Origin of the sequence: Amycolatopsis sp. NPDC047767 (assembly GCF_040704195.1) — a bacterium.
In the GTDB taxonomy this organism is placed as follows: domain Bacteria; phylum Actinomycetota; class Actinomycetes; order Mycobacteriales; family Pseudonocardiaceae; genus Amycolatopsis.
In genome coordinates this window covers 291,912-316,816 of record NZ_JBEYSJ010000006.1, presented here as the reverse complement: position 1 = coordinate 316,816, position 24,905 = coordinate 291,912, and the positions used below count along the sequence as shown (strand labels likewise).

Annotated in this window: 21 protein-coding genes and 1 pseudogene; 6 read left to right on the top strand and 16 right to left on the bottom strand. The window is 71.5% G+C overall.

What is annotated here, in order from left to right; genetic code table 11:
- Nucleotides 1-7: 7 nt before the first annotated feature.
- The gene (locus tag AB0878_RS14395) at nucleotides 8-595 is read right to left on the bottom strand and encodes an NAD(P)H-dependent oxidoreductase (protein WP_366579848.1); all 588 of its coding nucleotides are present in this window, start codon (nucleotides 593-595) and stop codon (nucleotides 8-10) included.
- 103 nt (nucleotides 596-698) lie between these two features.
- Here AB0878_RS14395 and AB0878_RS14390 point away from each other — a divergent pair, with 103 nt between their 5' ends.
- Entirely contained in the window at nucleotides 699-1,559 is an 861-nt protein-coding gene (locus tag AB0878_RS14390) for a helix-turn-helix transcriptional regulator (RefSeq protein WP_366579846.1), read from the top strand.
- Between the two features lie 9 nt (nucleotides 1,560-1,568).
- Here the strand turns inward: AB0878_RS14390 and AB0878_RS14385 are convergent, their stop codons facing one another.
- The 5 genes and pseudogenes from AB0878_RS14385 to AB0878_RS14365 form a co-directional block, all read right to left on the bottom strand.
- Nucleotides 1,569-2,729 (bottom strand): urea transporter, encoded by a 1,161-nt coding sequence (locus AB0878_RS14385; RefSeq protein ID WP_366579844.1) that lies wholly within the window; start codon nucleotides 2,727-2,729, stop codon nucleotides 1,569-1,571.
- A gap of 96 nt (nucleotides 2,730-2,825) precedes the next feature.
- Entirely contained in the window at nucleotides 2,826-4,079 is a 1,254-nt protein-coding gene (gene fmdA, locus AB0878_RS14380) for a formamidase (protein WP_366579842.1), read from the bottom strand.
- Between the two features lie 167 nt (nucleotides 4,080-4,246).
- A complete protein-coding gene (locus tag AB0878_RS14375; RefSeq protein WP_366579982.1) occupies nucleotides 4,247-4,408 on the bottom strand; it encodes a hypothetical protein in 162 nt (53 codons plus the stop codon).
- Between the two features lie 27 nt (nucleotides 4,409-4,435).
- Nucleotides 4,436-4,537 (bottom strand): annotated as a pseudogene (locus AB0878_RS14370) (FmdB family zinc ribbon protein); the annotation flags it as partial.
- A 256-nt stretch (nucleotides 4,538-4,793) separates the two neighbouring features.
- Nucleotides 4,794-6,191, bottom strand: a complete 1,398-nt coding sequence (locus tag AB0878_RS14365; RefSeq protein WP_366579840.1) for a class II fumarate hydratase — start codon at nucleotides 6,189-6,191, stop codon at nucleotides 4,794-4,796.
- 138 nt (nucleotides 6,192-6,329) lie between these two features.
- Between AB0878_RS14365 and AB0878_RS14360 the strand changes: the two genes are divergently transcribed.
- The gene (locus AB0878_RS14360; protein WP_366579838.1) at nucleotides 6,330-7,301 is read left to right on the top strand and encodes an NAD(P)/FAD-dependent oxidoreductase; all 972 of its coding nucleotides are present in this window, start codon (nucleotides 6,330-6,332) and stop codon (nucleotides 7,299-7,301) included.
- A 35-nt stretch (nucleotides 7,302-7,336) separates the two neighbouring features.
- On the opposite strand, the gene AB0878_RS14355 is transcribed toward AB0878_RS14360, so the two are convergent.
- The 6 genes from AB0878_RS14355 to AB0878_RS14330 all read right to left on the bottom strand — a co-directional run bounded on the left by AB0878_RS14355 (nucleotide 7,337) and on the right by AB0878_RS14330 (nucleotide 12,128).
- Nucleotides 7,337-8,092, bottom strand: coding sequence for a serine protease (locus tag AB0878_RS14355; protein ID WP_366579836.1), 756 nt, complete (start codon nucleotides 8,090-8,092; stop codon nucleotides 7,337-7,339).
- Between the two features lie 18 nt (nucleotides 8,093-8,110).
- On the bottom strand, nucleotides 8,111-9,166 hold the full coding sequence (gene glpX / locus AB0878_RS14350; protein WP_364050444.1) for a class II fructose-bisphosphatase: 1,056 nt from the start codon (nucleotides 9,164-9,166) through the stop codon (nucleotides 8,111-8,113).
- An 88-nt stretch (nucleotides 9,167-9,254) separates the two neighbouring features.
- On the bottom strand, nucleotides 9,255-9,485 hold the full coding sequence (locus AB0878_RS14345; RefSeq protein WP_220244087.1) for an exodeoxyribonuclease VII small subunit: 231 nt from the start codon (nucleotides 9,483-9,485) through the stop codon (nucleotides 9,255-9,257).
- A gap of 317 nt (nucleotides 9,486-9,802) precedes the next feature.
- Entirely contained in the window at nucleotides 9,803-10,246 is a 444-nt protein-coding gene (locus AB0878_RS14340; protein WP_366579834.1) for a hypothetical protein, read from the bottom strand.
- Nucleotides 10,243-11,493: an exodeoxyribonuclease VII large subunit gene (gene xseA, locus AB0878_RS14335; protein WP_366579832.1), complete on the bottom strand. Its 1,251-nt coding sequence runs from the start codon at nucleotides 11,491-11,493 to the stop codon at nucleotides 10,243-10,245. Before xseA ends, AB0878_RS14340 begins: the two co-directional genes overlap by 4 nt.
- Nucleotides 11,490-12,128, bottom strand: coding sequence for a lipid droplet-associated protein (locus AB0878_RS14330; protein ID WP_366579830.1), 639 nt, complete (start codon nucleotides 12,126-12,128; stop codon nucleotides 11,490-11,492). Before AB0878_RS14330 ends, xseA begins: the two co-directional genes overlap by 4 nt.
- A 151-nt stretch (nucleotides 12,129-12,279) precedes the next feature.
- Between AB0878_RS14330 and AB0878_RS14325 the strand changes: the two genes are divergently transcribed.
- On the top strand, nucleotides 12,280-13,290 hold the full coding sequence (locus AB0878_RS14325) for a 4-hydroxy-3-methylbut-2-enyl diphosphate reductase (protein WP_366579828.1): 1,011 nt from the start codon (nucleotides 12,280-12,282) through the stop codon (nucleotides 13,288-13,290).
- 698 nt (nucleotides 13,291-13,988) lie between these two features.
- Here the strand turns inward: AB0878_RS14325 and AB0878_RS14320 are convergent.
- The gene (locus AB0878_RS14320) at nucleotides 13,989-14,891 is read right to left on the bottom strand and encodes a DUF6542 domain-containing protein (RefSeq protein ID WP_366579827.1); all 903 of its coding nucleotides are present in this window, start codon (nucleotides 14,889-14,891) and stop codon (nucleotides 13,989-13,991) included.
- 801 nt (nucleotides 14,892-15,692) lie between these two features.
- The gene (locus AB0878_RS14315) at nucleotides 15,693-16,607 is read right to left on the bottom strand and encodes a DNA recombination protein RmuC (protein WP_285972587.1); all 915 of its coding nucleotides are present in this window, start codon (nucleotides 16,605-16,607) and stop codon (nucleotides 15,693-15,695) included.
- A gap of 280 nt (nucleotides 16,608-16,887) precedes the next feature.
- Here AB0878_RS14315 and AB0878_RS14310 point away from each other — a divergent pair, with 280 nt between their 5' ends.
- Complete coding sequence (locus AB0878_RS14310; RefSeq protein ID WP_366579825.1) at nucleotides 16,888-18,042, top strand: exonuclease SbcCD subunit D C-terminal domain-containing protein; 1,155 nt, start codon at nucleotides 16,888-16,890, stop codon at nucleotides 18,040-18,042.
- On the top strand, nucleotides 18,039-21,002 hold the full coding sequence (locus AB0878_RS14305; RefSeq protein ID WP_366579823.1) for an SMC family ATPase: 2,964 nt from the start codon (nucleotides 18,039-18,041) through the stop codon (nucleotides 21,000-21,002). The genes AB0878_RS14310 and AB0878_RS14305 overlap by 4 nt, the downstream gene beginning before the upstream one ends.
- Nucleotides 21,003-21,724: 722 nt before the next feature.
- Here the strand turns inward: AB0878_RS14305 and AB0878_RS14300 are convergent.
- Both AB0878_RS14300 and AB0878_RS14295 read right to left on the bottom strand, forming a co-directional pair.
- Nucleotides 21,725-22,225: a methylated-DNA--[protein]-cysteine S-methyltransferase gene (locus AB0878_RS14300; RefSeq protein ID WP_366579821.1), complete on the bottom strand. Its 501-nt coding sequence runs from the start codon at nucleotides 22,223-22,225 to the stop codon at nucleotides 21,725-21,727.
- Complete coding sequence (locus AB0878_RS14295) at nucleotides 22,222-23,652, bottom strand: AlkA N-terminal domain-containing protein (RefSeq protein WP_366579820.1); 1,431 nt, start codon at nucleotides 23,650-23,652, stop codon at nucleotides 22,222-22,224. Before AB0878_RS14295 ends, AB0878_RS14300 begins: the two co-directional genes overlap by 4 nt.
- A 102-nt stretch (nucleotides 23,653-23,754) precedes the next feature.
- Between AB0878_RS14295 and ychF the strand changes: the two genes are divergently transcribed.
- Nucleotides 23,755-24,837, top strand: a complete 1,083-nt coding sequence (gene ychF / locus AB0878_RS14290) for a redox-regulated ATPase YchF (protein ID WP_366579818.1) — start codon at nucleotides 23,755-23,757, stop codon at nucleotides 24,835-24,837.
- The last annotated feature ends 68 nt before the right edge of the window (nucleotides 24,838-24,905 follow it).

Sequence of the window (24,905 nt, the reverse complement as noted above, 5' to 3'; positions counted from 1 at the left end):
AACACCCTCAAGCGGGGTACGGCTCGGCCTCCCGCGCCCGCCGCAGCGCCCCCGCCCACCAGGCCAGTTGGTCGAGCAGCGTCTTCGCGTACGCAGGCGCTTGCGGGTCGAGCGGCAGGCCGACCTCCCAGGCGGTGAAGTAGTTCGGGAACGCGAGCCCGTCGCGGATGGTCACCGCGTGCAGTTCGGTCAGCACGTTCTCCAGGTGCAGCACCGCGTGCCGCCCACCGGCGGCGCCGCCGTAGCTGACGAACGCGACGGGCTTGGCCGTCCACTGCGTGAAGTGCCAATCGATGGCCGCTTTCAGCGACGCGGGATAGCTGTGGTTGTACTCCGGGGTGACGATGACGAAGGCGTCCGCGCTCTCCAACGCCGACGTCAGCACCGCCATCCCGGCGGGGCGCGGGTAGCCATCGCCCGCGTATTTGGGGGATTCCGCGGGCAGCGACAGCGGGATCTCGACGTCCGCCAGGTCGACGACCTCGACCTCGAACCCGCCGTGCTCCCGGGCCCGCTCGGCCACCCACGAGGCAACGGCCGGACCGAACCGGCCGTCGCGGACGCTGCCGACGATGATCACGAGTTTGTTTGCCATGGTCACCACCGTGCGCTCCGGCCGAAGCGGTAACCAGACCGCGCTCAGGCTGGCCCCGCCACGGCCACGCTGAGCCCGCCCGAACCGGCTTATGCTCGATGACATGGGGACGCCGCTGGGGGACTTCATCCGGGCCAAGCGCGACAGCACCCAGCCCGAGACGCTGGGGCTGCCTTCGCACGGCCGTCGCCGCTCGCCCGGCCTGCGGCGAGCGGACCTCGCCGCGCGGGCCGGCATCAGCGTCGAATACCTGACGCGGATCGAGCAGGGCCGCGACCGCAACCCGTCCGTGCCGGTGGTGAACGCCCTCGCCGACGCGCTCAGCCTGGGCCCCGCCGAACGCACCCACCTGCGCTACCTCTCGAAGATCACCGGCGGCGAGTGCACGGCCCGAATCCGGCCCGTGCAGCCACCGCGAGAGGTGCGTGCTTCGGTGCTGCAGACGTTGCGCCTGCTCGAACCCGGCATCGCCGTGGTCACCAACCGGGTGGGCGACCTTCTCGCCCACACCAGTGGCTTCGCGGCGGTGACGAGCGCAACCGGCCTGCTCGACGCCGAGGCGCCGAACCTCACCCGCTACGTCTTCACCGACCCCCGCGCCCGAGCGTTCTTCGCCGACTGGGCCGCGGTCGCCGACGAGCAGGCGTTCGACCTGTGGCTGGGGCCCGCGGTCGAGAACTCGGAGTGGCTCACGGCGGAACTCGCGCCCGTCGTCGGCGCGGAGTTCACCAGCCGCCTCAACTCGACCGTCGTGCCACCACGCGGGGTTCTGCGGTTGAACCACCCGGGCGGACGTTCCTTACGGCTGAACCGGGAAACGCTGGAGCTCGCGCAGGACTCGCAGCAGCTGGTCGTCTTCCTGCCGGCGGACGAAGAAACGGCTCGGGTCGTCGCGGAACTGCACCAGCAGGCGGCCGGACGGCTTCGGGTCGTCTCCGCCACGCGGGCCCGTTCTGTTGTGTGACCGGACAGGTCACGCGGCGTCGGTTTGCCGGTGCGCGTTGCCGGACGCCGCCATGGCGTGTTCGCGGTGCGAGCGCCGCACGTGTTCTTCCGGCGTGACGACCTCGGCGGGCGGCACCCACTCGAAGAACTTCGACGTGTCCTTCAGCAGCACGAACGTCAGCGTGCCGAAGCAGAACGGCAGGGTGAGCGCGGGCAGGCCCCACGGCACGAAGATCGACCCGATGGCCCCGAACAACAGGGCCGTGAAGATCGCGCACAGGACACCGAGAATGGCCGAGCGCCACGTCAGCACGTAGAACACACCGGCGATCGCCAGCGCGGCGTCGAACGAGTTGAAGCCCCACAGCCCGTTGTAGATCAGCACGCCGTCGGCGCCGAGAGCCATGCCGGTCAGCATGCCGACGGCCGAGCCGACCAGCGCGAAGAGGGCGGCGATCCGCGAGCAGAACGCGATCCCGACGATGATCAGCACACCGGCGAGGAGGCTGTTGCAGAAGAACAGCTGCCCGATGCCGCGGAAGATCGCGTTGATCACGGCCACCACGTCGGTGTTGCCGACCGCGTCGGCGCTCGCCCGCAATGACGTCCGCACCCCGGGCCCGTTCACCTGCGGTGCCGCCGGGGCGATCGCGTCGCTGAGCCGCCCGCGCGTGATGTGGAGCGCGGTGATCAAGAACAGGAGCGTGGTGATGTTGAAGGCCAGCGTGAACGGAGGCACACCCCACGCACCGCCGAACGCGGCCGCGAGCGCGGCCATCAGGATCGACGACACCGCGCTGAGCAGGATCATCCACAGGATCACGATCCCGTCCCACTCGGGCGCGAGGAACAGCGCGAGCCCGAGGCCGGTGAGCACACCGTTGAACCCGTAGAGACCCGCGTGGATCGCGTCACGGTCGAACCCCAGCGCCAGCGCGGCCAGCGTCGAAGCCACCACCCCGACCGTGGCCCCGAACCCCAGCCACGGTTGCTGCAGCCAGGCGGCCAGCAGGATGAACGCGCCCGTGATCGGGCTGTTCATGAACACCACCTGCCCGATTCCGCGCAGGCAGTACTCGACGAAGCCGACCACGGGCACCTTCAGCGCCCGTTCGTCGACCTCGGGCATGGTGCCGTTGATCCATCGCCACGGTCCGTGATGGCCGCGTTCCGGTGGTGCTGTGGTCATGACCGCCTCCTCCGGCGGATGGGGTGTGTTCTCGACGTGCCGGACCGGGCGGGAGGCCAGCCGCCTCCCGCCCGGGTCACCGGGCCGGCGTCGGCGTCAGAAACTCGCCGTCGGCACGCTCATGCCCTGCTCGACCTGCGCCGGGCCGGAAGCCGACGGGCGCACGTCGATGTCGAAGATCGCGGTGGGCAGGTACACGGTGGAGCACGAGTTCGGGATGTCGACCACGCCCGAGAGCCTGCCCTCGATCGGCGCCGAGCCCAGGATCATGTACGCCTGGATCGCGCTGTAGCCGAACTTCTGCAGGTAGTCGATGGCGTGCAGGCAGGCCCGCTGGTACGACAGGTGCGAGTCGAGGTAGTGCTGCACCCCGTCGAGCGTGACCGAGGTGCCGGAGAACGCGAGCCACTGGCTGTACTGCGGGTCGACGTTGCCCGGCATGAAGATCGCGTTCTCGGAGACGCCGTAGGTCTCCATCCCGCCCTTGATCAGGTCGACGTGCAGGTCCATGAACCCGCCCATCTCGATGGCGCCGCAGAACGTGATCTCGCCGTCGCCCTGCGAGAAGTGCAGGTCGCCCATCGAGAGTTTCGCGCCGTCGACGAACACCGGGTAGAACACCCGGGTTCCCTTGGTGAAGTTCTTGATGTCCTGGTTCCCGCCGTTCTCCCGCGGCGGCGCGGTGCGTGCGGCCTCGGCCGCGACCCGGTCGAACTCGGCGCCGGTGAGGCTGCCGAGGATCGCGGAATCCGGCAGCGGCGGCAGCGCCAGCGGTGGCACCCGGTTCGGGTCGGTGTCGATCAGTGCCTGTTCGCGCGCGTTCCACTTGGCGAGCAGCGCACCGGACGGAGCCGTGCCCATCAGCCCGGGGTGCACGATGCCGGTGTAGGAGACGCCCGGAACGTGCCGTGAGGTGGCGACCCCGCCCATGAAGTCCCAGACCACCTTGTAGGCGTCGGGGAACCACTCCGTGAGGAAACCGCCGCCGTTCTTGGTGGCGAAGACCCCGGTGTAGCCCCAGCCCTGGCCGGCGAGCGGTCCCGAGTCCTCCTGCGGAATCGGGCCGACGTCGAGGATGTCGACGACGAGGAGGTCACCCGGCTGGGCGCCCTCGACCGCGATCGGCCCGCTGAGCACGTGCACGCCGGGCAGCGGTGCGTTCAGCACGTCTTCGGCGGAATCGTCGTTGTGGATCGCGCCGTCGAACCATTCGCGGCAGTGGACGCGGAACGAATCCCCCGGCTTGACCTGAACCTGGGCGGGAATGTCCCCGTGCCACCGGTTGTGGCCGACAATTTCTTGTTCGGTGAATTTCTTCGTGGAATCGAGTGAAAAAACAACTTGCGGCATGGCATCTCCCGACGGCTTGGTAGGCGACCGTATTTGTGCGTGCTGAGCACCTCCGCGACGCGGAGCGTGGCGGCTCCGCAGAGCACCCGGGCATCAGCCGCAGTTCTTCTTCGCCGGCCCAGCGAGCGGGCCATTGCCCGGCAGGGCGCAGGCTGGGCCGCGTTCGCCTAAGGTCTCGGCAGACGTCGCAGCGCGGGGTTCGGTGTCGGCACCGGCCCGCGCGACCGGCCGCGAGCGGGCGGCACCGCGGACACCACGGCCGGCTCGTCGCGAGTTTTCTCCGTGTGGTCGATGGCCGTGACCAGCTCACGCCGTGCCAGCGAAAGCATCGGCGCACAGTAGTTCCGGGCTGCTTCGCCGCCGCAGACCGGACACGACGATCTCGGCGCGGCCGTCCCCATCGGCAGGCGCACCTCGAAGACGCCGTCCCGTGCGCATCGATATTGGTACGTCGCCATCGCAGCCTCCCAACTGCTTGCTCTCTCTTCGCCGCGGAATTGATCAAATCGCTCCGCCGAAAAGAAAATCAGAGCAGTGAACGACGTTACCAGCCTGATGATTCGCGCACAATCAAGCGATACGCCGGAATGAATTTGTGCGCAGAGATACCCCTCGTCCACTTGCGGTGACCGGTCCGGTGGCCACCCGGCGCGGTGAAACGACGAACGGCCCGCCTCCCCGAAAGGAAGCGGGCCGCTCTTCGTGAAGAGATCTCTACTCGCCGCCGCGAGCCATCCGCAGCACGTCGAGCGCCTCGTCCAGCTGCGCCTCGGTGAGCTTGCCGTCCTTGACGAAGCCGCGTTCGATCACGACCTCGCGGATGGTCTTGAGCTCCTTGAGCGCCTGCTTCGCCACGGCCGCGGCCGCTTCGTAGCCGATGTACTTGTTCAGCGGCGTCACGATGGACGGCGAACCCTCGGCGTACTGCCGGGTCCGCTCGACGTTGGCGGTGACGCCGTTGAAGACCTTGTCCGCCAGCAGACGCGAGACGGCGGCCAGCAGGCGGGCCGACTCGAGGACGTTGCGGGCGATGACGGGCAGGTTCACGTTGAGCTGGAAGTTGCCCGCCGCGCCGGCGAAGGCGACGGCGGCGTCGTTGCCGACGACCTGCGCCACGACCTGCAGCGTCGCCTCCGGGATGACCGGGTTGACCTTGCCCGGCATGATCGAGGAGCCCGGCTGGAGGTCCGGCAGGGCCAGCTCGGCGAGCCCGGTGCGCGGGCCGGAACCGAGCCAGCGCAGGTCGTTCGCGATCTTGTTGAGGGACACGGCGATCGTGCGCAGGTGGCCGGATGTCTCGACCACGCTGTCCTGCGTCGCCTGCGCCTCGAAGTGGTTGCGGGCCTCCGTGAGTGGCAGGCCGGTGAGCGCGGCCAGCTCGGCGGACACGGCCGCGCCGAAGCCGTCGGGAGCGTTGAGGCCGGAGCCGACGGCGGTGCCGCCGATGGGCAGCTCGCCCAGGCGCGGCAGGCCGGACTGCAGGCGCTCGATGCCGAAGCGGATCTGTGCGGCCCACGCGCCGGCTTCCTGGCCGAGCGTGATCGGCACGGCGTCCATCAGGTGCGTGCGGCCGGACTTCACGACGCCGGCCCACTCCTGCGCGCGCGTCTCGATCGCGCCGGCGAGGTGCTCGAGGGCCGGGATGACGTCGGTGAGCACGGCTTCTGTGGCGGCCACGTGGATGGTCGTCGGGAAGGTGTCGTTGGACGACTGCGAGGCGTTGACGTGGTCGTTCGGGTGCACGTCGCGGCCGAGGGCGCGCGTGGCGAGCGTCGCGATGACCTCGTTGGCGTTCATGTTCGACGACGTGCCCGAGCCGGTCTGGAAGACGTCGATCGGGAACTGGTCGTCGTACTTGCCCTCGGCGACGCCGTCGGCGGCCGCGGCGATGGCCTCCGCGACGTCGGCGTCCAGCACGCCCAGCTTCTGGTTCACGCGCGCGGCGGCGGCCTTCAACAGGCCCAGCGCGCGGATCTGAGCGCGCTCGAGACCGCGGCCGGAGACGGGGAAGTTCTCCACGGCACGCTGCGTCTGCGCGCGGTAGAGCGCGTCGACCGGGACGCGGACCTCACCCATCGTGTCGTGTTCGATCCGGTATTCCTGTTCTGCCATACCCCCGATTCTGGCCCTGATTCGTGACAACGGCGTGGTGGCGTCGCCCACGCCGAACCGGTATTTCACCCGTGAGATCGGACTAGGATCGGGTGTGTTCTCGATCACCGCCAACCACCACTGGCTGGAGCGAGCTGTATGGACTACGACCTCGTGATCATCGGCGCCGGGCCCACCGGGCTGTTCGCCGCCTACTACGCGGGATTCCGCGGCCTTTCCATGGCCGTGGTCGATTCCCTGCCCGAACCGGGCGGCCAGATCACCGCGATGTACCCCGAGAAGATGATCTACGACGTGGGCGGCTTCGCGGCCGTCCGCGGGCGTGACCTGGTGCAGGGCCTCGTCGACCAGGCGGCGCCGTGGAACCCGGCGTACCTGCTGGGCCGCAAGGCCGAGAAGCTGGAAACGGTGGGAGACCGCATCGAGCTGACCCTCGACGGCGGCGACGTGCTGAGTGCCGGAGCCGTCCTGATCACGGCCGGGATCGGTGAGTTCACGCCCCGCCCGTTGCCCGCGGGCGACGGCTGGCTGGGCCGCGGGATGGTGCACTTCGTGCCGTCGCTGCAGGTCCACGCCGGGCAGCACGTGGTCGTGGTCGGCGGCGGCGACTCGGCGTTCGACTGGTGCCTGGCGCTGCACCCGGTGGCGGCGAGCGTGACGCTGGTGCACCGGCGCGGGAAGTTCCGCGCGGCCGAGTCGATCGTGCGGCAGGTGCGGGAGCTGGGCGTGCCGCTGGTCACCGACGCCGAGGTGACGCGGTTCGTCGAGTCGCCTTCGGGCGAGCTGGAGCGCGTCGAGGTGTCGGTGAAGGGCGGCGAGGACCTGACGCTGCCGGCCAACGCCGTGGTCGCCGCGCTGGGGTTCACGGCCGATCTGGGGCCGATCGAGAGCTGGGGCCTGGAGATCGACCACCGCGCCATCACGGTCGACTCGACGATGGCGACGGCCCGCCCGCGCGTGTACGCGGCCGGGGACGTGGCCCACTACCCGGGCAAGGTGAAGCTCATCGCCACCGGCTTCGGCGAAGCGGCGACAGCCGTGAACAACATCGCGGTGGCGCTCGACCCGGACGCCCACCTGTTCCCGGGCCACTCCAGCAACGCCGAGTGATCCAGCCGGTCCGGTGAATCAGGCGGTCAGGTGGTTCAGCCGGTCTTCGACGAGAGCCACGGTTCGTACGCGACCACCGACGTGTAGATCGACGGGGCCGTCGCGCACGTCGGGGAACCGTTGCCGGGGCGGCTGGTCACGCCGATGAGCGTCCAGCGGTCGCCGTCGCGGGTCAGCTCGGGGCCGCCGGAGTCGCCGTAGCAGGAACCGGCCTTGCCGGACGGGTTGTCGGTGCAGAGCTCGGCCGTGCCGTCGAACGACGACGTGCAGTTGGCGCCCTCGACGAGGTGCGTGTCGAGCTGCTGCAGCGTCGGCACGGGATCGCCGCAACCGGGTGTGGCACAGGTCTGGCCCCAGCCCAGCACCCGGGCCGGAGTGCCCGGCGCGGCGGCGGCGCCGACGGCGATCGGCGCCGTCTTCGCGGGCGCGGCGAGGCGGACGAGCGCGATGTCACCCGTCTGCGTGGCGGCGTTGAAGTGCGGGTTGAGCACGATCTCGGCCGGCTGGGCCGTTTCGCCGCCGGAGTCGCTTTCGTTGGTGCCCAAGCGGAACGTGAGCGTCGCCGGGTCCTTTCCGGACACGCAGTGGGCGGCGGTGACCACCCACGCGGGCGCGATCAGCGAGCCGGCGCAGAAGAGCGTGCCCGATTCGGTGTGCATGGACACCGCGAACGGGTAGGGCTCGTCGGCGCCGGTCCCGCCGACGATGGCCGGTCCGGCGGCCGCGCTGCCGGCGGTGAGTGCGGTTCCCGCGACGAACGTGAGCAGCAGCGCGAACAACCGCTTGGGCACCGGGCGAACTCCTTGGGGTCAGGGCAGGGGCGGGACGACGTCTTCGTCCTCGCGCACGTCGAGGTTGCCGTCGAAGTTCACGGACGAGTAGGCCCGCAGCTTCTCCAGCCGGTGGTAACCGTCGATCATTCTGACGGTGCCGGACTTGGACCGCATCACGATCGACTGCGTGGTGGCGCCGCCGGCGCGGTAGTGCACGCCGCGCAGCAGGTCGCCGTCGGTGACGCCGGTGGCGCAGAAGAAGATGTTGTCGCCGCGCACGAGGTCGTCGTTGGTGAGCACGCGGTCGAGGTCGTGGCCGGCGGCCAGGGCCTTCTCGCGCTCGAGCTCGTCCTTCGGCCACAGCCGGCCCTGCAGCTCACCGCCGAGGCACTTCATCGCGCACGCGGCGATGATGCCTTCCGGGGTGCCGCCGATGCCGATCAACATGTCGACACCGGTCGTCGGACGGGCCGCGGCGATGGCTCCGGCGACGTCGCCGTCGGAGATGAAGCGGATGCGCGCGCCGGCCTCGCGGATCTCCTTGATGATCTGCTCGTGGCGCGGCCGGTCGAGCACGCACACGGTCACGTCGCCGACGCTGGAGTTCTTGGCCTTCGCCACGCGGCGGATGTTTTCCGCGATCGGCGCGGCGAGGTCCACCTTGCCCGCGGCGTCCGGCCCGACGGCCAGCTTCTCCATGTAGAACACGGCCGACGGGTCGAACATCGCCCCGCGCTCGGCGACGGCCAGCACAGCCAGCGCGTTGGGCATGCCCTTGGCCATCAGGGTGGTGCCGTCGACGGGGTCGACCGCGACGTCGCAGTCGGGGCCGTCGCCGTTGCCCACCTCCTCGCCGTTGAACAGCATGGGCGCTTCGTCCTTCTCGCCCTCGCCGATCACGACCACGCCGCGCATCGAGACGGTGGAGACGAGCTGGCGCATCGCGTCGACGGCGGCTCCGTCGCCCCCGATCTTGTCGCCGCGGCCGACCCAGCGGCCGGCGGCCATCGCCGCGGCCTCGGTCACGCGGACGAGCTCCATGGCGAGGTTGCGGTCGGGTGCTTCGCGACGTGGGTCACTGGCGGTGCTCATGCGGGCCTCCCGGATCGCGGAATACGGCGGGAGAACAGTGTCTCAGATGATCGCGTCACCTGAACGATTCAGTCGCGCATGGTGCACATCACTGTGCGTCGTCGGAATTCTCCACGGACGCCAACGCCGCCTCGATCCGCTCGCGCGCGCCCTCCAGGTGACGCTCGCAAACTTTGGCGAGCTCCTCGCCCTTTTCCCACAACGCCAGCGACTGCTCCAGGGACAGGCCGCCGGCTTCGAGCTCCCTGACCACCTCGACCAGCCGGTCGCGCGCCTGCTCGTAACCGAGTCCGGCGGTTTCGCTGCCTGCTTCGCTCACGCTCGACGCTCTCCGATGTTCCGATGCACGGGCTGTTCGGGCACAGTACCGCGCTGGTGATGGTCGGCGCTGGACCGCTGGGCCGGCTGGGCAAGGCCTCCCGCCTGCGTGAGGTGAGACGCCCGTCGAGGCGGTTGTGCGCGGACCTTGGGGCGGACCGATTCTCCTGCGTCACCACGGCGGCGTCAGCGAGAGGCGATCAGGCTCCCTTGGCGCGCACCGTCGGTAACCGTTCGGTCGCGTCTCGGCCGGTCGCGCTGAGCTTGGCTACCGAGTGGTGCGTCCGCGCTGCCACGGGCCGGCCGCGCCCGGGGCTGTCACGACCGGTGATCGACGCGGTGCCGTCCGCCCGTTCGCGGGGGCGGTGGGGCCGGCGGTGGGTTGCGGGACTGCTCGCGGCAGACGAGGGCGCTGGCCATGGCGTTGTCGTAGCCGACGAAGGCGAGGGCGAACTCCTGGCCGTCACCTTCGGCGATCGCGTCCTCGAGGGTTTCCTGGGCGCTCGCGACGCGGCGGCGGTGGTCGGCGCCCTCGGCGAACCACCAGCGGGTGCCGACGTGGACGGACGTGGCCTCGGACAGGCGGCGCAGCTGGGGGCCGAGCTGGCGGCGGGCGGCGGTGCCGCAGCCGGCGAGCAGGGCCGTCCAGCATTCGCTGGCGGCGCTGTCGGTGACGCGCGCCTGGTGGAGCAGGGCGCGGGCGTCGAGGCGGGCGGCGGCGTCGACGGTGAGCGGGAGGAACGCCGGCGCCCTGGTGGTCACGGCCCGTCTCCTTCCGTCTCGCGCGTTTCCGCGACGGCGTGGATCGCCCCGTCGGCGATCCGCACGCGCAGGCGTGCACCGTCCTCGATCTGGGAGACGGAGCGCAGCACCTGGAGGTTGCCTGCGTCGTCGGTGAATTGCACGACGGCGTAGCCGCGGGCCATCGTCGCGGCCGGGCCGAGGGCGGTCAGCCGGCCGCGCGCGCCGGCGATTTCGGCCTGGTCCTTGGCGAGCAGGCCGAGCATGGCGCGCCGGCCGCGTTCGCGGTGCATCTCGACGTCGTCGAGGCGGCGCTGGACCGGGCCCAGCGGGTCGGCGAGCGACGGGCGGCTGCGCAGCTGGGTGAGCAGCCGGGTCTGCGTGTCGACCCAGCCGTGCAGCGCGCGGCGGCCGCGGTCGCGCATCTGGCGGACGCGGGCGGTCTCCTCGCGCACGTCGGGCACGATGCGCTTGCTCGCGTCCGTCGGCGTGGAGCAGCGCAGGTCGGCGACGTGGTCGAGCAACGGCGTGTCCGGCTCGTGCCCGATGGCGCTCACCACCGGCGTGCCCGCGGACGCGACGGCCCGGCACAGCGCCTCGTCGGAGAACGGCAGCAGGTCCTCCACGCTGCCGCCGCCGCGGGCGATCACGATCACGTCCACCTCCGGGTCTTTGTCCAGTGTGGACAGAGCACGGAGGATCTGCGGCACGGCCTGCGGGCCCTGCACGGCGGTGTTCACGACCTTGAACAGCACGTGCGGCCAGCGGGCCTGCGCGTTGACGAGCACGTCTCGCTCCGCCGCCGAAGCGCGGCCGGTGATGAGGCCGATGCCTTGGGGCAGAAAGGGAATCGGGCGTTTGCGCTCGGGCGAGAACAGGCCTTCGGCCGCCAGCAGCTTGCGCAGCCGTTCGATGCGCGCGAGCAGCTCGCCGATGCCGACGGCGCGGATCTCGTCGGCGCGCAGGCTGAGCGTGCCGCGGCCGAAGAAGAACGACGGCTTCGCGTGCACCACCACGCGGTCGCCTTCGCGCAGCGGCGTCGCGAGCTCGCGCACCAGCCACATCGGCGCGGTCACGGACATCGAGACGTCGGCCGACGGGTCGCGCAGCGTCAGGAACGCGGTCTGCGTGCCGGGGCGCGCGTTGATCTGCGTGACCTGGCCCTCCACCCACACGGCGCCGAGGCGGTGGATCCAGTCGCCGATCTTGCGCGCGACGGTGCGGACGGGCCAGGGGTTCTCGGCGCTGGTCGAGGGGTCGCTGCTCACTGGCCTTCCGCGTCGTCGCCCTGCTGGCCCGCCTCTTCTTCCGCCTTGCGCGCGTTGCCGATGCGCCGCGCGAGCATGCCGACGAACGACGCGCGGTCGGCGTTGGCCTTCTCGTAGTCGAGGATCTCCTCGAGCTGCGGCACGGTCAGGCGACGCAGGCGGGCGCGCAGCTGGGGCAGCGTGAGGTCGTCGTAGCCGGCCAGGCCCGCGGGGCCGCCGGTGCTGTCGTTCTCGCCGTCGGCGTGGTCCTCGGCCAGGGCGCGTTCTTCCTGCGTCCACGGGTCGTCGGCTTCGTCCGTGAGCCCGGGCAGGTTCGGGCGGTGGCCGTTGGCCTGCGGCTCGGGCAGGTCGTCGACGGGCACCAGCGTGGGACGCGTCGGCAGGTCGGGCTCGACGTCCTCGTCGAACGTCGCCCAGCTCGGCGTGTCCTCGACCGGGCGGAGGCCGGACAGCGCGTCGTCGCCCTTGATCGCCAGCTCGGTGACGTGTTGCTGGACACGCATGGACAGCTGGAGGACCTGGCTGACGACAGTCACGGGCAGGCCGGTGATCTGCTTCGGGAGCTCACGAACCCGCTCGGCGGTGGTGACGGCGAGGCCCGCGGCGACCCGGAGGGGGAGCGGGAGTGGCTTCATGCCGTCTAGCGTGCCGTATGTGGGCCATCCTGCCCAACCGAACGGGTGGGTTGGGGCACAGGACGTGACTCCCGGCACAGCCCGGATGGCCGCCGACGTCATCCGAAAGAGGACTTCGAAGCCGGTACGGCACAGCCCGTACCCTGGGGGCATGACTTCTGCGAGTCCCGGAACCGAGCCCGCCGGTACCCCGACGATCTCCCAGTCCGGCGCCGCCAAACGCGTGTTGCTCGCGAAGCCGCGCGGCTACTGCGCCGGCGTGGATCGCGCGGTGATCGCCGTGGAGAAGGCGCTGGAGCTCTACGGCGCGCCGGTGTACGTGCGCAAGGAGATCGTCCACAACCGCCACGTGGTCGACACCCTGCGCGAACGCGGCGCGATCTTCGTGGACGAGACGTCGGAGGTGCCCGAGGGCGCCCTCGTCGTGTTCTCGGCCCACGGTGTTTCGCCGGCCGTGCACGCCGAGGCGGCCGACCGCAACCTCCGCACCATCGACGCGACCTGCCCGCTCGTGACGAAGGTGCACAAAGAGGTCAACCGCTTCGCCAAGGACGACTACGACATCCTGCTGATCGGCCACGAAGGCCACGAAGAGGTCGAGGGCACCGCGGGCGAGGCGCCCGACAAGGTGCAGCTCGTGGACAAGGCCGAGGACGTCGACAAGGTCGACGTGCGCGACCCGTCCAAGGTGATCTGGCTCTCCCAGACCACCCTTTCGGTCGACGAGACGATGGAACGCGTCGACCAGCTCCGCGAACGCTTCCCCGGCCTGGCCGACCCGCCCAGCGACGACATCTGCTACGCCACCACCAACCGCCAGGTGGCCGTGAAGGCCATGGCGCCGGAGTGCGACCTGGTCCTGGTGGTGGGCTCGACGAACTCCTCGAACTCCAAGCGCCTCGTCGAGGTCGCCCTGAAGGCCGGCGCGCGTGCGTCGTACCTGATCGACTTCGCCTCAGAGGTCGACGAGTCCTGGCTTTCGGGCGTGTCGACGGTCGGGGTGACTTCGGGTGCCTCGGTGCCGGACGTGCTGGTGATGGACCTGCTGACCTGGCTGGCCGAGCGCGGCTACGGCCAGGTCGACGAGGTGACGACGGCGAACGAGAAGATTGCGTTCGCGTTGCCGAAGGAGCTCCGGAAGGCCGCCAAGTCGGAGTCCTGACGAGGGCTTGGCTTTTTGAGGCCGCGGCGGTCGCCGGTTTTCCGGCGGGCGCCGCGGCTTTTTCGTGTGCTGCGCCTCGGATTTCGGGCGGGCGACGAGTTACTGCTGGGCTGCGGGTTGCGTGGAGCTGATGCTCTGCCGAGCCTGTTTCTCGCGATGAGTTCGGATTGCGACCGCTGCCGGCCTTGGCGTTCGATGCCAGGCGCAAGCGGCGGTCGGCTGATGTGGGCCGACGTTGTGAATCGACGTGCCGGCGGCGGTGCCGGGTGCTTCACGATGGCTCTGCGATTGCTGCTGCCTGAGGTCCTCGGGTTGAGCTCCTAGGAGTAATGCGCAGGCTTCCCGGAACGGCCGCGATCGGGCGTTGAGCGCGGCTTCAGATTGCGTGCAGCCGGCCTTAGGTGTTGCCGCCCGAACCCGGAGCCCTCGGGGTGAGCCGGCGAATACTCGCGGCGGTTCGCGGGGTTGGCGGTGCGGTCCTGGGTGTCGAGTGCGGCTTTCGGGTTGTCGAAGCCCTCAAGCCGGTTTGTTCTCGCCCCTGCGTTCTTGGAGTCGCTCCCGGTTGTGGGTCCGGCGGACAGGGCGCAGGGCAGGGACTTCGCCACAGGTGGCGGATGTGCGAAGGCCGCCGATCCGGGGTGGATCGGCGGCCTTCGTGGTGGGCCGGGCCGGGTGGGCCGGCCGTCAACGTTGTCCGGTCAGGATTCGTCGTCCCAGGGGCGGGGGCGGCGCGGGGGTTCGCGGCGCGGCGGGCGCGGGCGGCCGGGTGGTGGTTCGTCGGCGCGGGGGCGGCGGCGGGGTGGGGGCGCGTCGCCGCGGGGGTCGCGGCGGCGGGGGTCGCCTTCGGGTGGGCGGGGGCGGCGGCCGTCCGGCGGGGGCTTGCGTGCGCCGCGGGGGGCGGGGTCGCCGGGCTCGCGGCGCGGGCGGGCGCCGGGGTCCGCGGGCGGGCGGGGGCGGCGCGGGGGCGGGCTGTCGAGGTCGCGGTCGCGGGGCGGGCGGCGCGCGCCGGCGGGCGGCGGGGCCTGACCGGCGCCGGCGGGACGACCCGAGCCCGGCGGGCGCGTGCGCGGGCGAGCGGGCGGCTCGTCGCCGTCTTCGCGGTCGCGCGGCGGTTTGCCGTTCTTGAGCTTCACGGCGGCGTCGGGGTCGCGTTCGCGGAAGATGCGGAAGAACCCGAACAGCAGCGTGACGCCGGTGGTGATCGCCATCGTCGGGAAGCCGTTGATCAGCGGCGTGCCGATGTTGAGCAGCTTCGACAGGGTGTCGCTGCCCGAGCCGGATCCGCCGGTCACCAGCACCACGCCGGGCACCGTGACGGCCAGCACCAGCGGCGGCTGCACCATCGGTCCGAACAGAGCGCGTCTCTGCACCGCGCCCACCGCGAGCACAGCGCCCAGGAAGTAGCCGGCCTTGAACACGAAGTCGAGGCTGCCCTTGGTCTTCTCGTCGATGATGGCGCCCAGCACGGCCAGGCCGAAGCCCACGAGGACAGCCGCCCACCAAGGCAGGCCGCGCCTCTCGCCGACGACGAGACGCTCGTCCCAGGGCACGGTGGCGTCTTCGGCATCAGGATCGCTCTGGCGATCGCGTATCGCGGTCACGAGGCAACACCGTAGCCGTTACTTGTCACGATCTTGCTGCCACTGCCGAAGACCGCCCTGACCAGCCACCCGGCAGCGTGACGTGAGTTGCCGGCAGCCGGAACACGTGGTGTCCCGCGGCCCGTCTCGCCGCGTATCGCGCCCTGTCCGTGGTCTGGTCACCTGACCTGCGGATACAGCCCACTGGTCTGGTCCGACCGGCCGTCCCGTCGTCGCTCGGACGCCAGCCGCCCCGTCGCGCACCGGCCGCGGCGGTCGGCTACGCGGAACGTTCCCGCTACCCGGAAACCTCACAGCGACTGAACCAAACCCCGGGCAGCGCAAATGCCCCATCGACCCCGAACCGGCCGCGGTCGGAACGCACCGTGACGAGCCGTGCCGCCTCAGCTGCCGCGATCACGAGCCACGCCGGGCAAGGCTGCCGCCGTCTCGCGCTGCCTCCGGTGCGGCGCGCTGTCGGCACGTCCGGCACCGGCGCCGAGCTACCGGCCACGCCTGGCTGGCGCGCTACGGGTTGCCGCGGTTCAGCTACCGGGGCCGCAGACCACCAGCCACGCGCACTGGACGCTGTGCACCGAGCATCCCGCGCAGAGTGCCGAGCAGGAGCCGTGCCGTCCAAGCGCCTGCCGCGGGCCGTACGATCCCTGCCGCCAGCTGCCCTGGCGATCAGCTGTGACCGAAAGCGTGACACCGCACTGTCCGCCGCGTCCGTCCGGACGCCGCCTCACGGGCGCGATCATCGAGGCAGGCCTCCACCCGCCAGAGGCCGTCCGGCGAAGGGCCGCCGCGAAGAAGCCGTCTTCAGCTAGCTGCCAACTCGTCCCCCTTCCGCACCTCCGGCACCGGCGACGGGCTGCCCGACGCGTCCGTCAGGGGTGCCACCGTCGCGCGGAAGCTCTCCAGCGCCTCCAGTTCGCGCCGTCGCGCGGAGAGGAACCGCTGCAGGTGCGTACTCGTGAGGTTGAGCGCCTCGACCGCGTTGCCCGCCGAGCGGTGTGCCGCAGCGGCTCCCGCCCGGACCTGCTCGACGTCCTCCACCAGCGCCCGGTCGCTCGCGGCGAACAAGGCCGCCGACGCCAGCACGCCGAACCCCGTCGGTCCACACAGGAACACCCGGCGGTCGATCAGCCAGCGCAGCAGCTCCGGGTCGGTGTCGAGCGCGGCGACCACGGCCGCGTCGGACGGGACGAACATGATCGTGCCGTAGATCGCGTCGGCCCAGCGCTGGTAACCCTTGCCGGCGAGCTCGGCCGCGCGGGACCGGATCTGGCGCACGTGGGCGCGCAACGCGTCGAGCCGTTCCTCGGGGTCGTCGGTCTCCACGGCCTCGGCCCAGATCGCCATACTGGCCTTCGCATCGACAGGCACAGTGCGGCCGCCGCCCACGCGCAGCACCATGTCCGGCTTCACACTGCCGCCGCCGGCCAGGTCGGTCTGCAGCGTGAAATGCAGTTCTTCGCGCAACCCCAACGCGCGCGCGGTCTCGACCAGCACCTGCTCACCGAGCTCACCGCGGCCGCTGATCGACGCGAACGCCACCTCGTACCGCCGCAACGCCAGCTGCTGCTGGTCGTTCTTCGCGCGCTCGGCCGCCACGAGCCGCGCCGCCGCGTCGGCCCGGCGCATGCCGTCGCCGTAGAGCCGCCACAGCAGCGCGACCGCGACGCACAGGAGCAGCGCGAGCACGACGGCCGCGGTCGTGATCACCGTCTCCACCCGAGTCTCCTTTCTTCGCCCGACCAAGCCCCTGCTCGATCAAGCCCTGCCCGATCAACCGGACCAGTCGGAACGGCCGGTACCGATCGACGCCGACATCATGGCGGACCGCACCGACAAAAACCGGCAAGCGCGGTCGCGCTGCGTAGCTGACCAGCGCGTTCACCGGTTCGGCCGTCGGCGTGTCCACCAGGGCCCTGATAGGGTTCGTACACACGTTCGAGTGGCTCTCCGGCGAGTCTCCGCGGTTTCGTCGTGATCGCCTCTTACCGTGGTTGCCGTGAGACTCCTCCACACCTCCGACTGGCACGTCGGCCGCACGTTCCACGGCGCCGACCTGCTCGCCGAGCAGGAGGCCGTCCTCACCCATCTCGCCGAGCTCGTCACGAGCGAGCACGTCGACGTTGTGGTGGTGGCAGGCGACATCTACGACCGCGCGGTCCCTTCGGCCGAAGCGGTCCGAGTCGCGACCAAGGCCATGAGCCGCATCCGCCAGGCCGGCGCGCAGCTCGTGATCACACCCGGCAACCACGACTCCGCGGCGCGGCTGGGCGCCTTCGCGGACTTCGCGGCGGCCGGCGGTCTGCACCTGCGCGCCACGATCGCGGGCCTCGCCGAACCCGTGCTGCTGAACGACGAACACGGCGACGTCGCGATCTACGGCATCCCGTACCTCGAACCCGAGCCGTCGCGCCACGCGCTGGGTGTGCCCGAAGCGCGCGGCCACACCGGCGTGCTCACCGAAGCCATGCGCCGCGTGCGCGAAGACCTTGGCACGCGGCCGAAAACGCGCTCGGTCGTGCTGGCTCACGCCTTCGTGACGGGCGGCGCGAGCAGTGAATCCGAACGCACCATCGCCGTCGGCGGCGTCGAACAGGTCCCGGGCGACGTCTTCGACGGCGTCGACTACGTCGCACTCGGCCACCTCCACGGCCCGCAGACGCTCGCCGAGCACCTCCGCTACTCCGGCAGCCCGCTGGCCTACTCGTTTTCCGAAGCGCGCCAACGGAAATCGGTCTGGCTCGTCGACCTCGACGCGGCCGGGCTCGCCGGGGTCCGCCGCCACGAACTGCCCGTGCCGCGCCCGCTCGCGACGTTGCGCGGCGAGCTGCAGGAGCTGCTCGACGCACCGGAACACGAGGAATGGCGCGACCACTTCCTCTCGGTCACAGTCACCGACCGCGTGCGCCCGGTCGACGCGATGCGCCGCCTGCGCGAGCGGTTCCCGTACGCGGTGCACCTCGACTGGGAGCCCGAGGGCGGGCTGGCAGGCGCGCAGCTGAAGTACGCCGACGCCGTCCGCGGCCGCACCGACATCGAGATCGCCCGCAGCTTCCTCGACGACTGCCGCGGCGCGCTCCCCACGGAAACCGAGGAACGGCTGGTGTTTCTCGCGCTCGAAGCGGCCAACCGGGCGGCGGTGGCGAAACTGTGAGGCTGCACCTGCTGGAGGTCGAGGCGTTCGGTCCGTACGCGGGCCGCGAGGTGGTCGATTTCGACGCACTCGGCGCCGACGGCCTCTTCCTTCTGCACGGCGACACCGGCGCCGGCAAGACCACGCTGCTCGACGCCATCGCGTTCGCGCTGTTCGGCGTGGTCCCGGGCGCGCGCGGTGACGTGAAGCGGCTGCGGTGCGACGTCGCCGCACCCGAACAGCTCACTGAGGTCGTGCTGGAGCTGACGGTGCAACGCCAGCGGCTGCGCATTGTGCGCAGCCCCGAGTACCAGCGCGCCAAGAAACGCGGCGACGGATTCACCACGCAGCAGGCGAAGGTGTCGCTGACCTGGGTCGGCGAGCCGCCGGCCGGGCTGCCGCCCGACGGGATCATCCGGATCGACGAGGTCGCGCGCACCGTCGAGCGGCTGCTGGGGATGACGGCGGCGCAGTTTTTCCAGGTCGTGTTGTTGCCGCAGGGCGAGTTCGCGAAATTCCTGCGCTCCGACACCACCGAGCGCGAGAAGCTGCTGGAGCGGCTCTTCGGCACCGAGCGGTTCTCCGACGTCGAGCGCTGGTTCGCCGACCTGCGCGCCGAACGCGGGCGGGCACTGGAAAAGCGCCAGCAGGAGCTGCGGGAGCTCGTCGCGCGCTACGCCCAGGAAGCGCAGCAGGAGCCGCCCGAAGAAGACCAGGCGGAATGGGTCGACGCCGTGCTCGCGGAAGTCGCCGCACGCGCCGAAGCGGCGGAAACCGAAGCGGCACAGGCACGTTCGGCCGCGACCAAGGCCGAGACCACACTGCGGGAAGCCGAGGAAGACGCCGACCGCATCCGCCGCGTCCGCACCGCGCACACGCGGCTCGCGCAGATCGCCGAGACCGCGGGCGAACGCGCGGAGTGGACCGAGGAGATCGCGGCCGCGCGGCGGGCGTCGGCCGTGGTGCCCGAGGTCGAGCTGCTGGAGCGGCGGACTTCGGAGCTGGGCGACGCGCAGCTCGCCGAGGCCGACCACACGCGGGCCTTGGGGGAGCTGGGTTTCGACTCCGTCGGCCTCGCGTCGGCGGACCTGCGTGAGCGCGCCGGATCGTTGCGCGAGGAGGCGGGCGCGCTGGCCGAGCTGGTCGCGGAGGCCGAGCAGCAGCGTGTGGACACCGAGCGGCGCGACGAGCGGAAGGCCGCGGCCGGCGCGGCGGCCGAGCGCGTCACCGAGTTGCAGACGCGGCTCGCGGAGGTGCCCGAGCGGCTCACGGCGGTGCGAGGTGAGGCGGCGTCGGCGGCTGAAGCGGCGGCGAAGCTGGACGGTGCGAAGGCGCGCGTCGACGAATTGACGGTTGTTTCTCGCGCGGCCGCGGAGCTGCCGGAGGCCGTCGCGAAGGTCGGGCGCGGCGAGGCGAAGCTGCGCGAGGTCGTGGACGCACATCAGGCGGCTCGTCAGCATCGGCTGGACCTGCGGGAACGTCGGCTGGAAGGGATGGCCGCCGAGCTGGCCGCGAGCCTCGCCGAGGGTGCGCCGTGTCCGGTGTGCGGCTCGGCGGAGCACCCGGCGCCCGCGCGGCACGGGGCCGAGCTCGTGGATCCCGCCGAGGAAAGGGCCGCGGAAGAGGCGGAGCAGAAGGCCGGCGCCTTGCGGCAGCGCGTGGTGTCCGCGTTGGAGGAGGCGAAGGCGCGGCTGGACGCGTTGCGCGAGCGGCTGGGCGAGTGGACGGCCGAGTCCGTGGCGGCGGAGCTGGCGGAGGCTCGGGCCGGCGTGGGGGCGCTGTCCGAGCAGGCCGCGCGAAAGGACCGGCTCGCTCGGCAGGTCGTCACGCTGGAGCAGGAAGCCGACCAGCTGGCGGAGCAACGGCGGCGGGCCGACCAGGCCGTCACGGAGGCGCAAGCCGAGGTCCGGGCGCTGGAGGAACGGCTGGCCGAACGCTCGAAGCGGCTACTCGAAGGGCGCGGTGAGTTCCCGGACGTCACGGCGCGCCGGCGGCATCTGCTCACGTTGGCGGGCGCGTTGGATTCCGTCGCGGAGGCGCGTACGGCAGTGGGTGGTGCGGAGTCCAGGCTCGCCGAGCAGCACGGTCTGGTCGAGATCTCCTTGCACGCCAAGGGTTTCGCCACGCTGGAGGAGATGCGTGGCGCGGTCCGGTCCGACGAGCAGGTCACCAAACTCGAGCAAGGCCTCGCCGAAGCCGAGGCGACGGCCGCGGGGGCGCGGGAGCTGCTGGCGCAGCCCGAGCTGTTCGGGATCTCGCCCGACGACGTCGTGGAGGTCGCGCCGCTGGTCGAGGTGGCGAAGGCCGCGCGCGAACGGGCGGATACGGCGTTCGCGGCGTTGAAGTTCGTGTCGGCGCAGCACGGTGAGCTGAAGAAACTGGCCGCGCGGATGGGCAAGGCGCTCGCGGAGTTCGCGCCCGTCGAGGCCGAGTACAACGAGCTGCGCGCACTGTCCGAAGTGGTCAACGGCCGCGGCCAGAACTCGCGCAAGATGTCGCTGCGGTCGTACGTGCTCGCCGCCCGGCTGGAGGAAGTCGCGCTCGCGGCCACCGCCCGCCTGCGCACGATGAGTCAGGGCCGCTACTCCTTCGTGCACTCCGACGCGGCCGGCGCGCGCGGCACCCGTGGCGGCCTCGGCCTCGACGTGCTCGACGACTACTCCGGCGCCATCCGCCCCGCCAAGACCCTGTCCGGCGGCGAATCCTTCCTCGCGTCGCTCTCGCTGGCGCTCGGCCTGGCCGACGTCGTCGCCGGCGAAACCGGCGGCGCGCTGCTCGACACCCTGTTCGTCGACGAGGGTTTCGGCACCCTCGACGCCGAAACCCTCGACGTCGTGATGAACATCCTCGACGAACTCCGCGCCGGCGGCCGCGTCGTCGGTTTGGTCTCGCACGTCGAAGAACTCCGCCAACGCATCCCGACCCGCCTCCGCGTGCACAAATCCCGCACCGGCTCGCGAATCGAACTCCGCACGGCGTAGCGCCCAGCACGACGCGCGGGCCGAACCCCGAGGCGCGGGGCCTGGGGCGGCCGCTGAGAAACGCGGCATGCCTGCGCGAGCCGCCGCCTGAACGGCCAACGGTCGACGTCAGCGCCGGCGGGAGAACTGATGTCGCCGCCCGGTTGAGCCGCGAGGCGCGGGGAAGCCCGCCGGAGCGACGGGCCCCCTCAGACAGCCTCGTTCGTGAGCGGCTGGCAGTCGGTGTTAGCCGCGGCCCGAGAAGCCGATGTCGCCGCCCGGTTCAGCGGCAAGGCGGGCGGGGCCCGCTGGGGTGTCGTCGAGAAGCGGGCCCACTCAGGGGTCTCGCTCGGGGGCCGGCGGCGGTCGGTGCCAGCTGTGGCGAAGAAGCTGCCGCCGCCGGGTTCAGTAGCAGGGTGGGAGAGGCCCGCTGGGCTGCCCGAGAGACGGGACCGCTCAGGCAGCCTCGTTCGTGAGCGGCTGGCAGTCGGTGTCAGCTGTGGTGGCAGAAGGCAATGCCGCCGCCCGGTTCAGTGGGGAGGCCCGTCGGGCTGTCGCCGAGAAGCGGTGTGCCCGCTCGGGCAGCCTCTCCCTTGAGCGGTCGGCGGTCGGCGGTCGGCGGTCGGCGGTAGCTGCGGCGGAAGAAGCCGATGGTGTCGCCGGGGCCCGGTGGTTAGGCGGGCGAGCGCGTTCCGGGAGCGCAGCAGCCGTGGTCGAGAACGGGCGGCGGGCCGCCTGCCCGGTCAGGCGGCTTCGTGCGTCAGAAGCCACCGCTTCGCGGCCGTGCCCCAGCGGAAGTTGCCGACGGCGCCGCCGGTGCGGACGACGCGGTGGCAGGGCACGAAGAGGGCGGCGGCGTTGCGGGCGCAGGCCGACGCGGCGGCGCGGACGGCCGTGGGGCTGCCCGAGAGGGTGGCGTACTCGGCGTAGCTCACCGGGCGGCCCGGCGGGACCTTGCGCAGCGTGTCCCAGGCGTGCTGGTGGAAGGCGCCGGAGCGTTGGCGGACCGCGATGTCGTCGACGGCGTCCAGTTCGCCCGCGTGGTAGCGGCGGATGGCGGTGGTGACGGGGCCGAGGTCGCGGCGCTGGGTGAGGGTCGCCGGGGCGAGCGAAGGGGAGATGAGCGGGGTCAGGTCGGCGACGTCGGCGGTCCAGCCGGACGCGAGGACGGCGCCGTCGCCCGCCACGACGGCGGTGAAGGGGCCGATCTTGGTGTCCACAGTGGACCAGAAGGCCGTGCTCACGAGAGGTTCTCCTCGGGGTCGAAGGTCTGCAGGTAACGGGTGGCGTACGAGCTCCACGGCCGCCAGCCGCGGGCCGCGCCGGGAAGGTCGAGGCCGAGGGCGGCGGCGGAGCGGCGTACGGCGGGGTCGGTGGCGAGCAGGACGTCGGGGGCGCCGAGCACGCGCATCAGGACGTAGTCGGCCTCGACGCCGAAGGAGAGCAGCTCCGCCCGCAGCTCAGCCGGGTCCCGGCCGACGTGCGGGTCGAGGCTGCCGTCCGCCAAGGCCGCGGCGACCGTCTTGACGTGCGATTTCACGTCAGCGGCGGCCACGACGTCGGGCTCCGGGAACAGCGTGGTCAGAGTGTCCATCGGCAGGTCACCGGGCGGCACCCGCGAGCCGAGCGCGGCGACGGAGGCAGCGGCCGAGCCGAGCACGGCGCGCAGGATCAGCTCGGGCCCATCGACCGCACCGGGCACGCGCAGCCCCGGCACCTTCGTGACCAGCGGCGCGAGCACCGGATCCGCACCGAGGACACGCGCGACGGCTTCGGGATCGGCGTCGAGGTCGAGCAGCCGCCGCACGCGGGAGACGGCGCTGCCCAGGTCACGCAGGTCGGTCAGCGCCAGGTCGCAGCGGACGTGATCCGGTTGCGGCGAGAGCCAGACCAGGCCGGGGCCGTGGGAAAGCCGCAGCGTGCGGCCGTAGCCGGTGATGCCCTCGGCGCTGTTCTCGACGGCCTCGACCCCGGGCACCGCGCGCGACGCGTGGTAACGCAGCACGCCCTGCGCGTCGAACGGCGCGCGGAACGGGAGTCTCAAGCTGAGCCGTGTCGAGCCGGTGGGTTCGGCGCGACGTCCGCGCCGCAGTGAAGCGGCGCGAAGCTGTGAAGGCGTCGTCGCGAAGACTTCGCGGATGGTGTCGTTGAACTGCCGGATGCTGGAGAACCCGGCGGCGAAGGCGACGTCGGTCAGCGGCAGCGCCGAGAGCTCGATGAGCAGCCGCGCGGAGTGCGCGCGGTGGGCGCGGGCGAGCGCGAGCGGGCCGGCGCCCAGCTCGGCGGTGAGGACGCGGCCGAGCTGGCGCTCGGAGTAGCCGAGCCGCCGCGCGAGGCCGGGCACGCCTTCGCGCTCGACGAGGCCGTCGGAGATCAGGCGCATGGCGCGGGCGGCCAGGTCGGCGCGGACGTTCCAGTCGGGCGAACCCGGCACCGCGTCCGGCAGGCAACGCCGGCACGCGCGGAAGCCGCTCGCCTGGGCGGCGGCCGACGTGGGGAAGAACCGCACGTTCTGCGCCTTCGGCGTGATCGCCGGGCACGACGGGCGGCAGTAGATGCCGGTGGTGCGCACGGCCATGATGAACTGGCCGTCGAACCGCTGGTCGCGGGCGGTGACGGCCCGGTAGCAGCGCTCGGTGTCGCGCCAGAGCGGGGCGGTCTGGGTGGCCATGTGGTCGATGGTGCCAGCAGGTCGCGGGCTTGGCTGGCGGGAATCCGACACGGCGTTACCGGGTCGGCCGGGGCGTTTGCCGGGCACGTAGACTTTACTGTCGTGAGTCTGACCCTCGGTATCGTCGGCCTGCCCAACGTCGGCAAGTCCACCCTGTTCAACGCGCTGACGCGCAACGACGTGCTCGCCGCGAACTACCCGTTCGCGACGATCGAGCCCAACGTCGGCGTCGTCCCGCTGCCGGACCCGCGGCTGGACAAGCTGGCGGAGATGTACAGCTCGGAGAAGATCGTGCCGGCTGTCGTGTCCTTTGTGGACATCGCGGGCATCGTGAAGGGCGCGTCCGAGGGTGCCGGGCTGGGCAACAAGTTCCTCGCGAACATCCGCGAGGCCAACGCGATCTGCCAGGTCATCCGCGTGTTCGACGACCCGGACGTGGTCCACGTCGACGGCCGCATCGACCCGTCGAGCGACATCGAGACCATCAACACCGAGCTGATCCTCGCCGACCTGCAGACGCTCGACAAGGCCCTGCCGCGCCTCGAGAAGGAGGCGCGCACCAAGAAGGAGGCGCGCCCGGCGCTGGAGAACGCGCAGCGCGCCAAGGAAATCCTCGACGCCGGCCGCACGCTGTTCCAGGCGCAGAAGGAAGTGGACTTCGAGTCGCTGCGCGAGCTGAGCCTGCTGACGACGAAGCCGTTCCTGTACGTCTTCAACGCCGACGAGGGCGTGCTGACCGACGCCGCGCGCCGCGAGGAACTGGAAAAGCTCGTCGCCCCCGCCGACGCCGTCTTCCTCGACGCCAAGGTCGAGTCCGAGCTGCTGGAACTCGACGACGAAGAATCCGTGCGCGAGCTGCTGGAATCCGTGGGCCAGGCCGAGCCCGGCCTCAACGCCCTCGCCCGCGCCGGCTTCCACACCCTCGGCCTGCAGACCTACCTCACCGCGGGCCCCAAGGAATCGCGCGCCTGGACCATCCCCCAGGGCGCCACCGCCCCCCAGGCCGCGGGCGTCATCCACACGGACTTCGAGCGCGGCTTCATCAAGGCGGAGATCGTGTCGTACACCGACCTGATGGACGCCGGCTCGATGGCCGCCGCGCGCGCCGCGGGGAAGGTGCGGATGGAGGGCAAGGACTATCTGATGTCGGATGGGGATGTGGTGGAGTTCAGGTTCAACGTCTGAGCCCCGCTCGCGGTCCTGGAAGAGATGGATGGACGCGACTCAACTGCGGTGATCTCGTGGAGTTCGCC

Excerpts from the sequence above, each read along its gene's own strand:
- AB0878_RS14395 (WP_366579848.1), bottom strand. The coding sequence starts at position 595 with ATGGCAAACAAACTCGTGATCATCGTCGGCAGCGTCCGCGACGGCCGG.
- AB0878_RS14390 (WP_366579846.1), top strand. The coding sequence starts at position 699 with ATGGGGACGCCGCTGGGGGACTTCATCCGGGCCAAGCGCGACAGCACC.
- AB0878_RS14385 (WP_366579844.1), bottom strand. The coding sequence starts at position 2,729 with ATGACCACAGCACCACCGGAACGCGGCCATCACGGACCGTGGCGATGG.
- fmdA (WP_366579842.1), bottom strand. The coding sequence starts at position 4,079 with ATGCCGCAAGTTGTTTTTTCACTCGATTCCACGAAGAAATTCACCGAA.
- AB0878_RS14375 (WP_366579982.1), bottom strand. The coding sequence starts at position 4,408 with ATGCTTTCGCTGGCACGGCGTGAGCTGGTCACGGCCATCGACCACACG.
- AB0878_RS14365 (WP_366579840.1), bottom strand. The coding sequence starts at position 6,191 with ATGGCAGAACAGGAATACCGGATCGAACACGACACGATGGGTGAGGTC.
- AB0878_RS14360 (WP_366579838.1), top strand. The coding sequence starts at position 6,330 with ATGGACTACGACCTCGTGATCATCGGCGCCGGGCCCACCGGGCTGTTC.
- glpX (WP_364050444.1), bottom strand. The coding sequence starts at position 9,166 with ATGAGCACCGCCAGTGACCCACGTCGCGAAGCACCCGACCGCAACCTC.
- AB0878_RS14330 (WP_366579830.1), bottom strand. The coding sequence starts at position 12,128 with ATGAAGCCACTCCCGCTCCCCCTCCGGGTCGCCGCGGGCCTCGCCGTC.
- AB0878_RS14325 (WP_366579828.1), top strand. The coding sequence starts at position 12,280 with ATGACTTCTGCGAGTCCCGGAACCGAGCCCGCCGGTACCCCGACGATC.
- AB0878_RS14295 (WP_366579820.1), bottom strand. The coding sequence starts at position 23,652 with ATGGCCACCCAGACCGCCCCGCTCTGGCGCGACACCGAGCGCTGCTAC.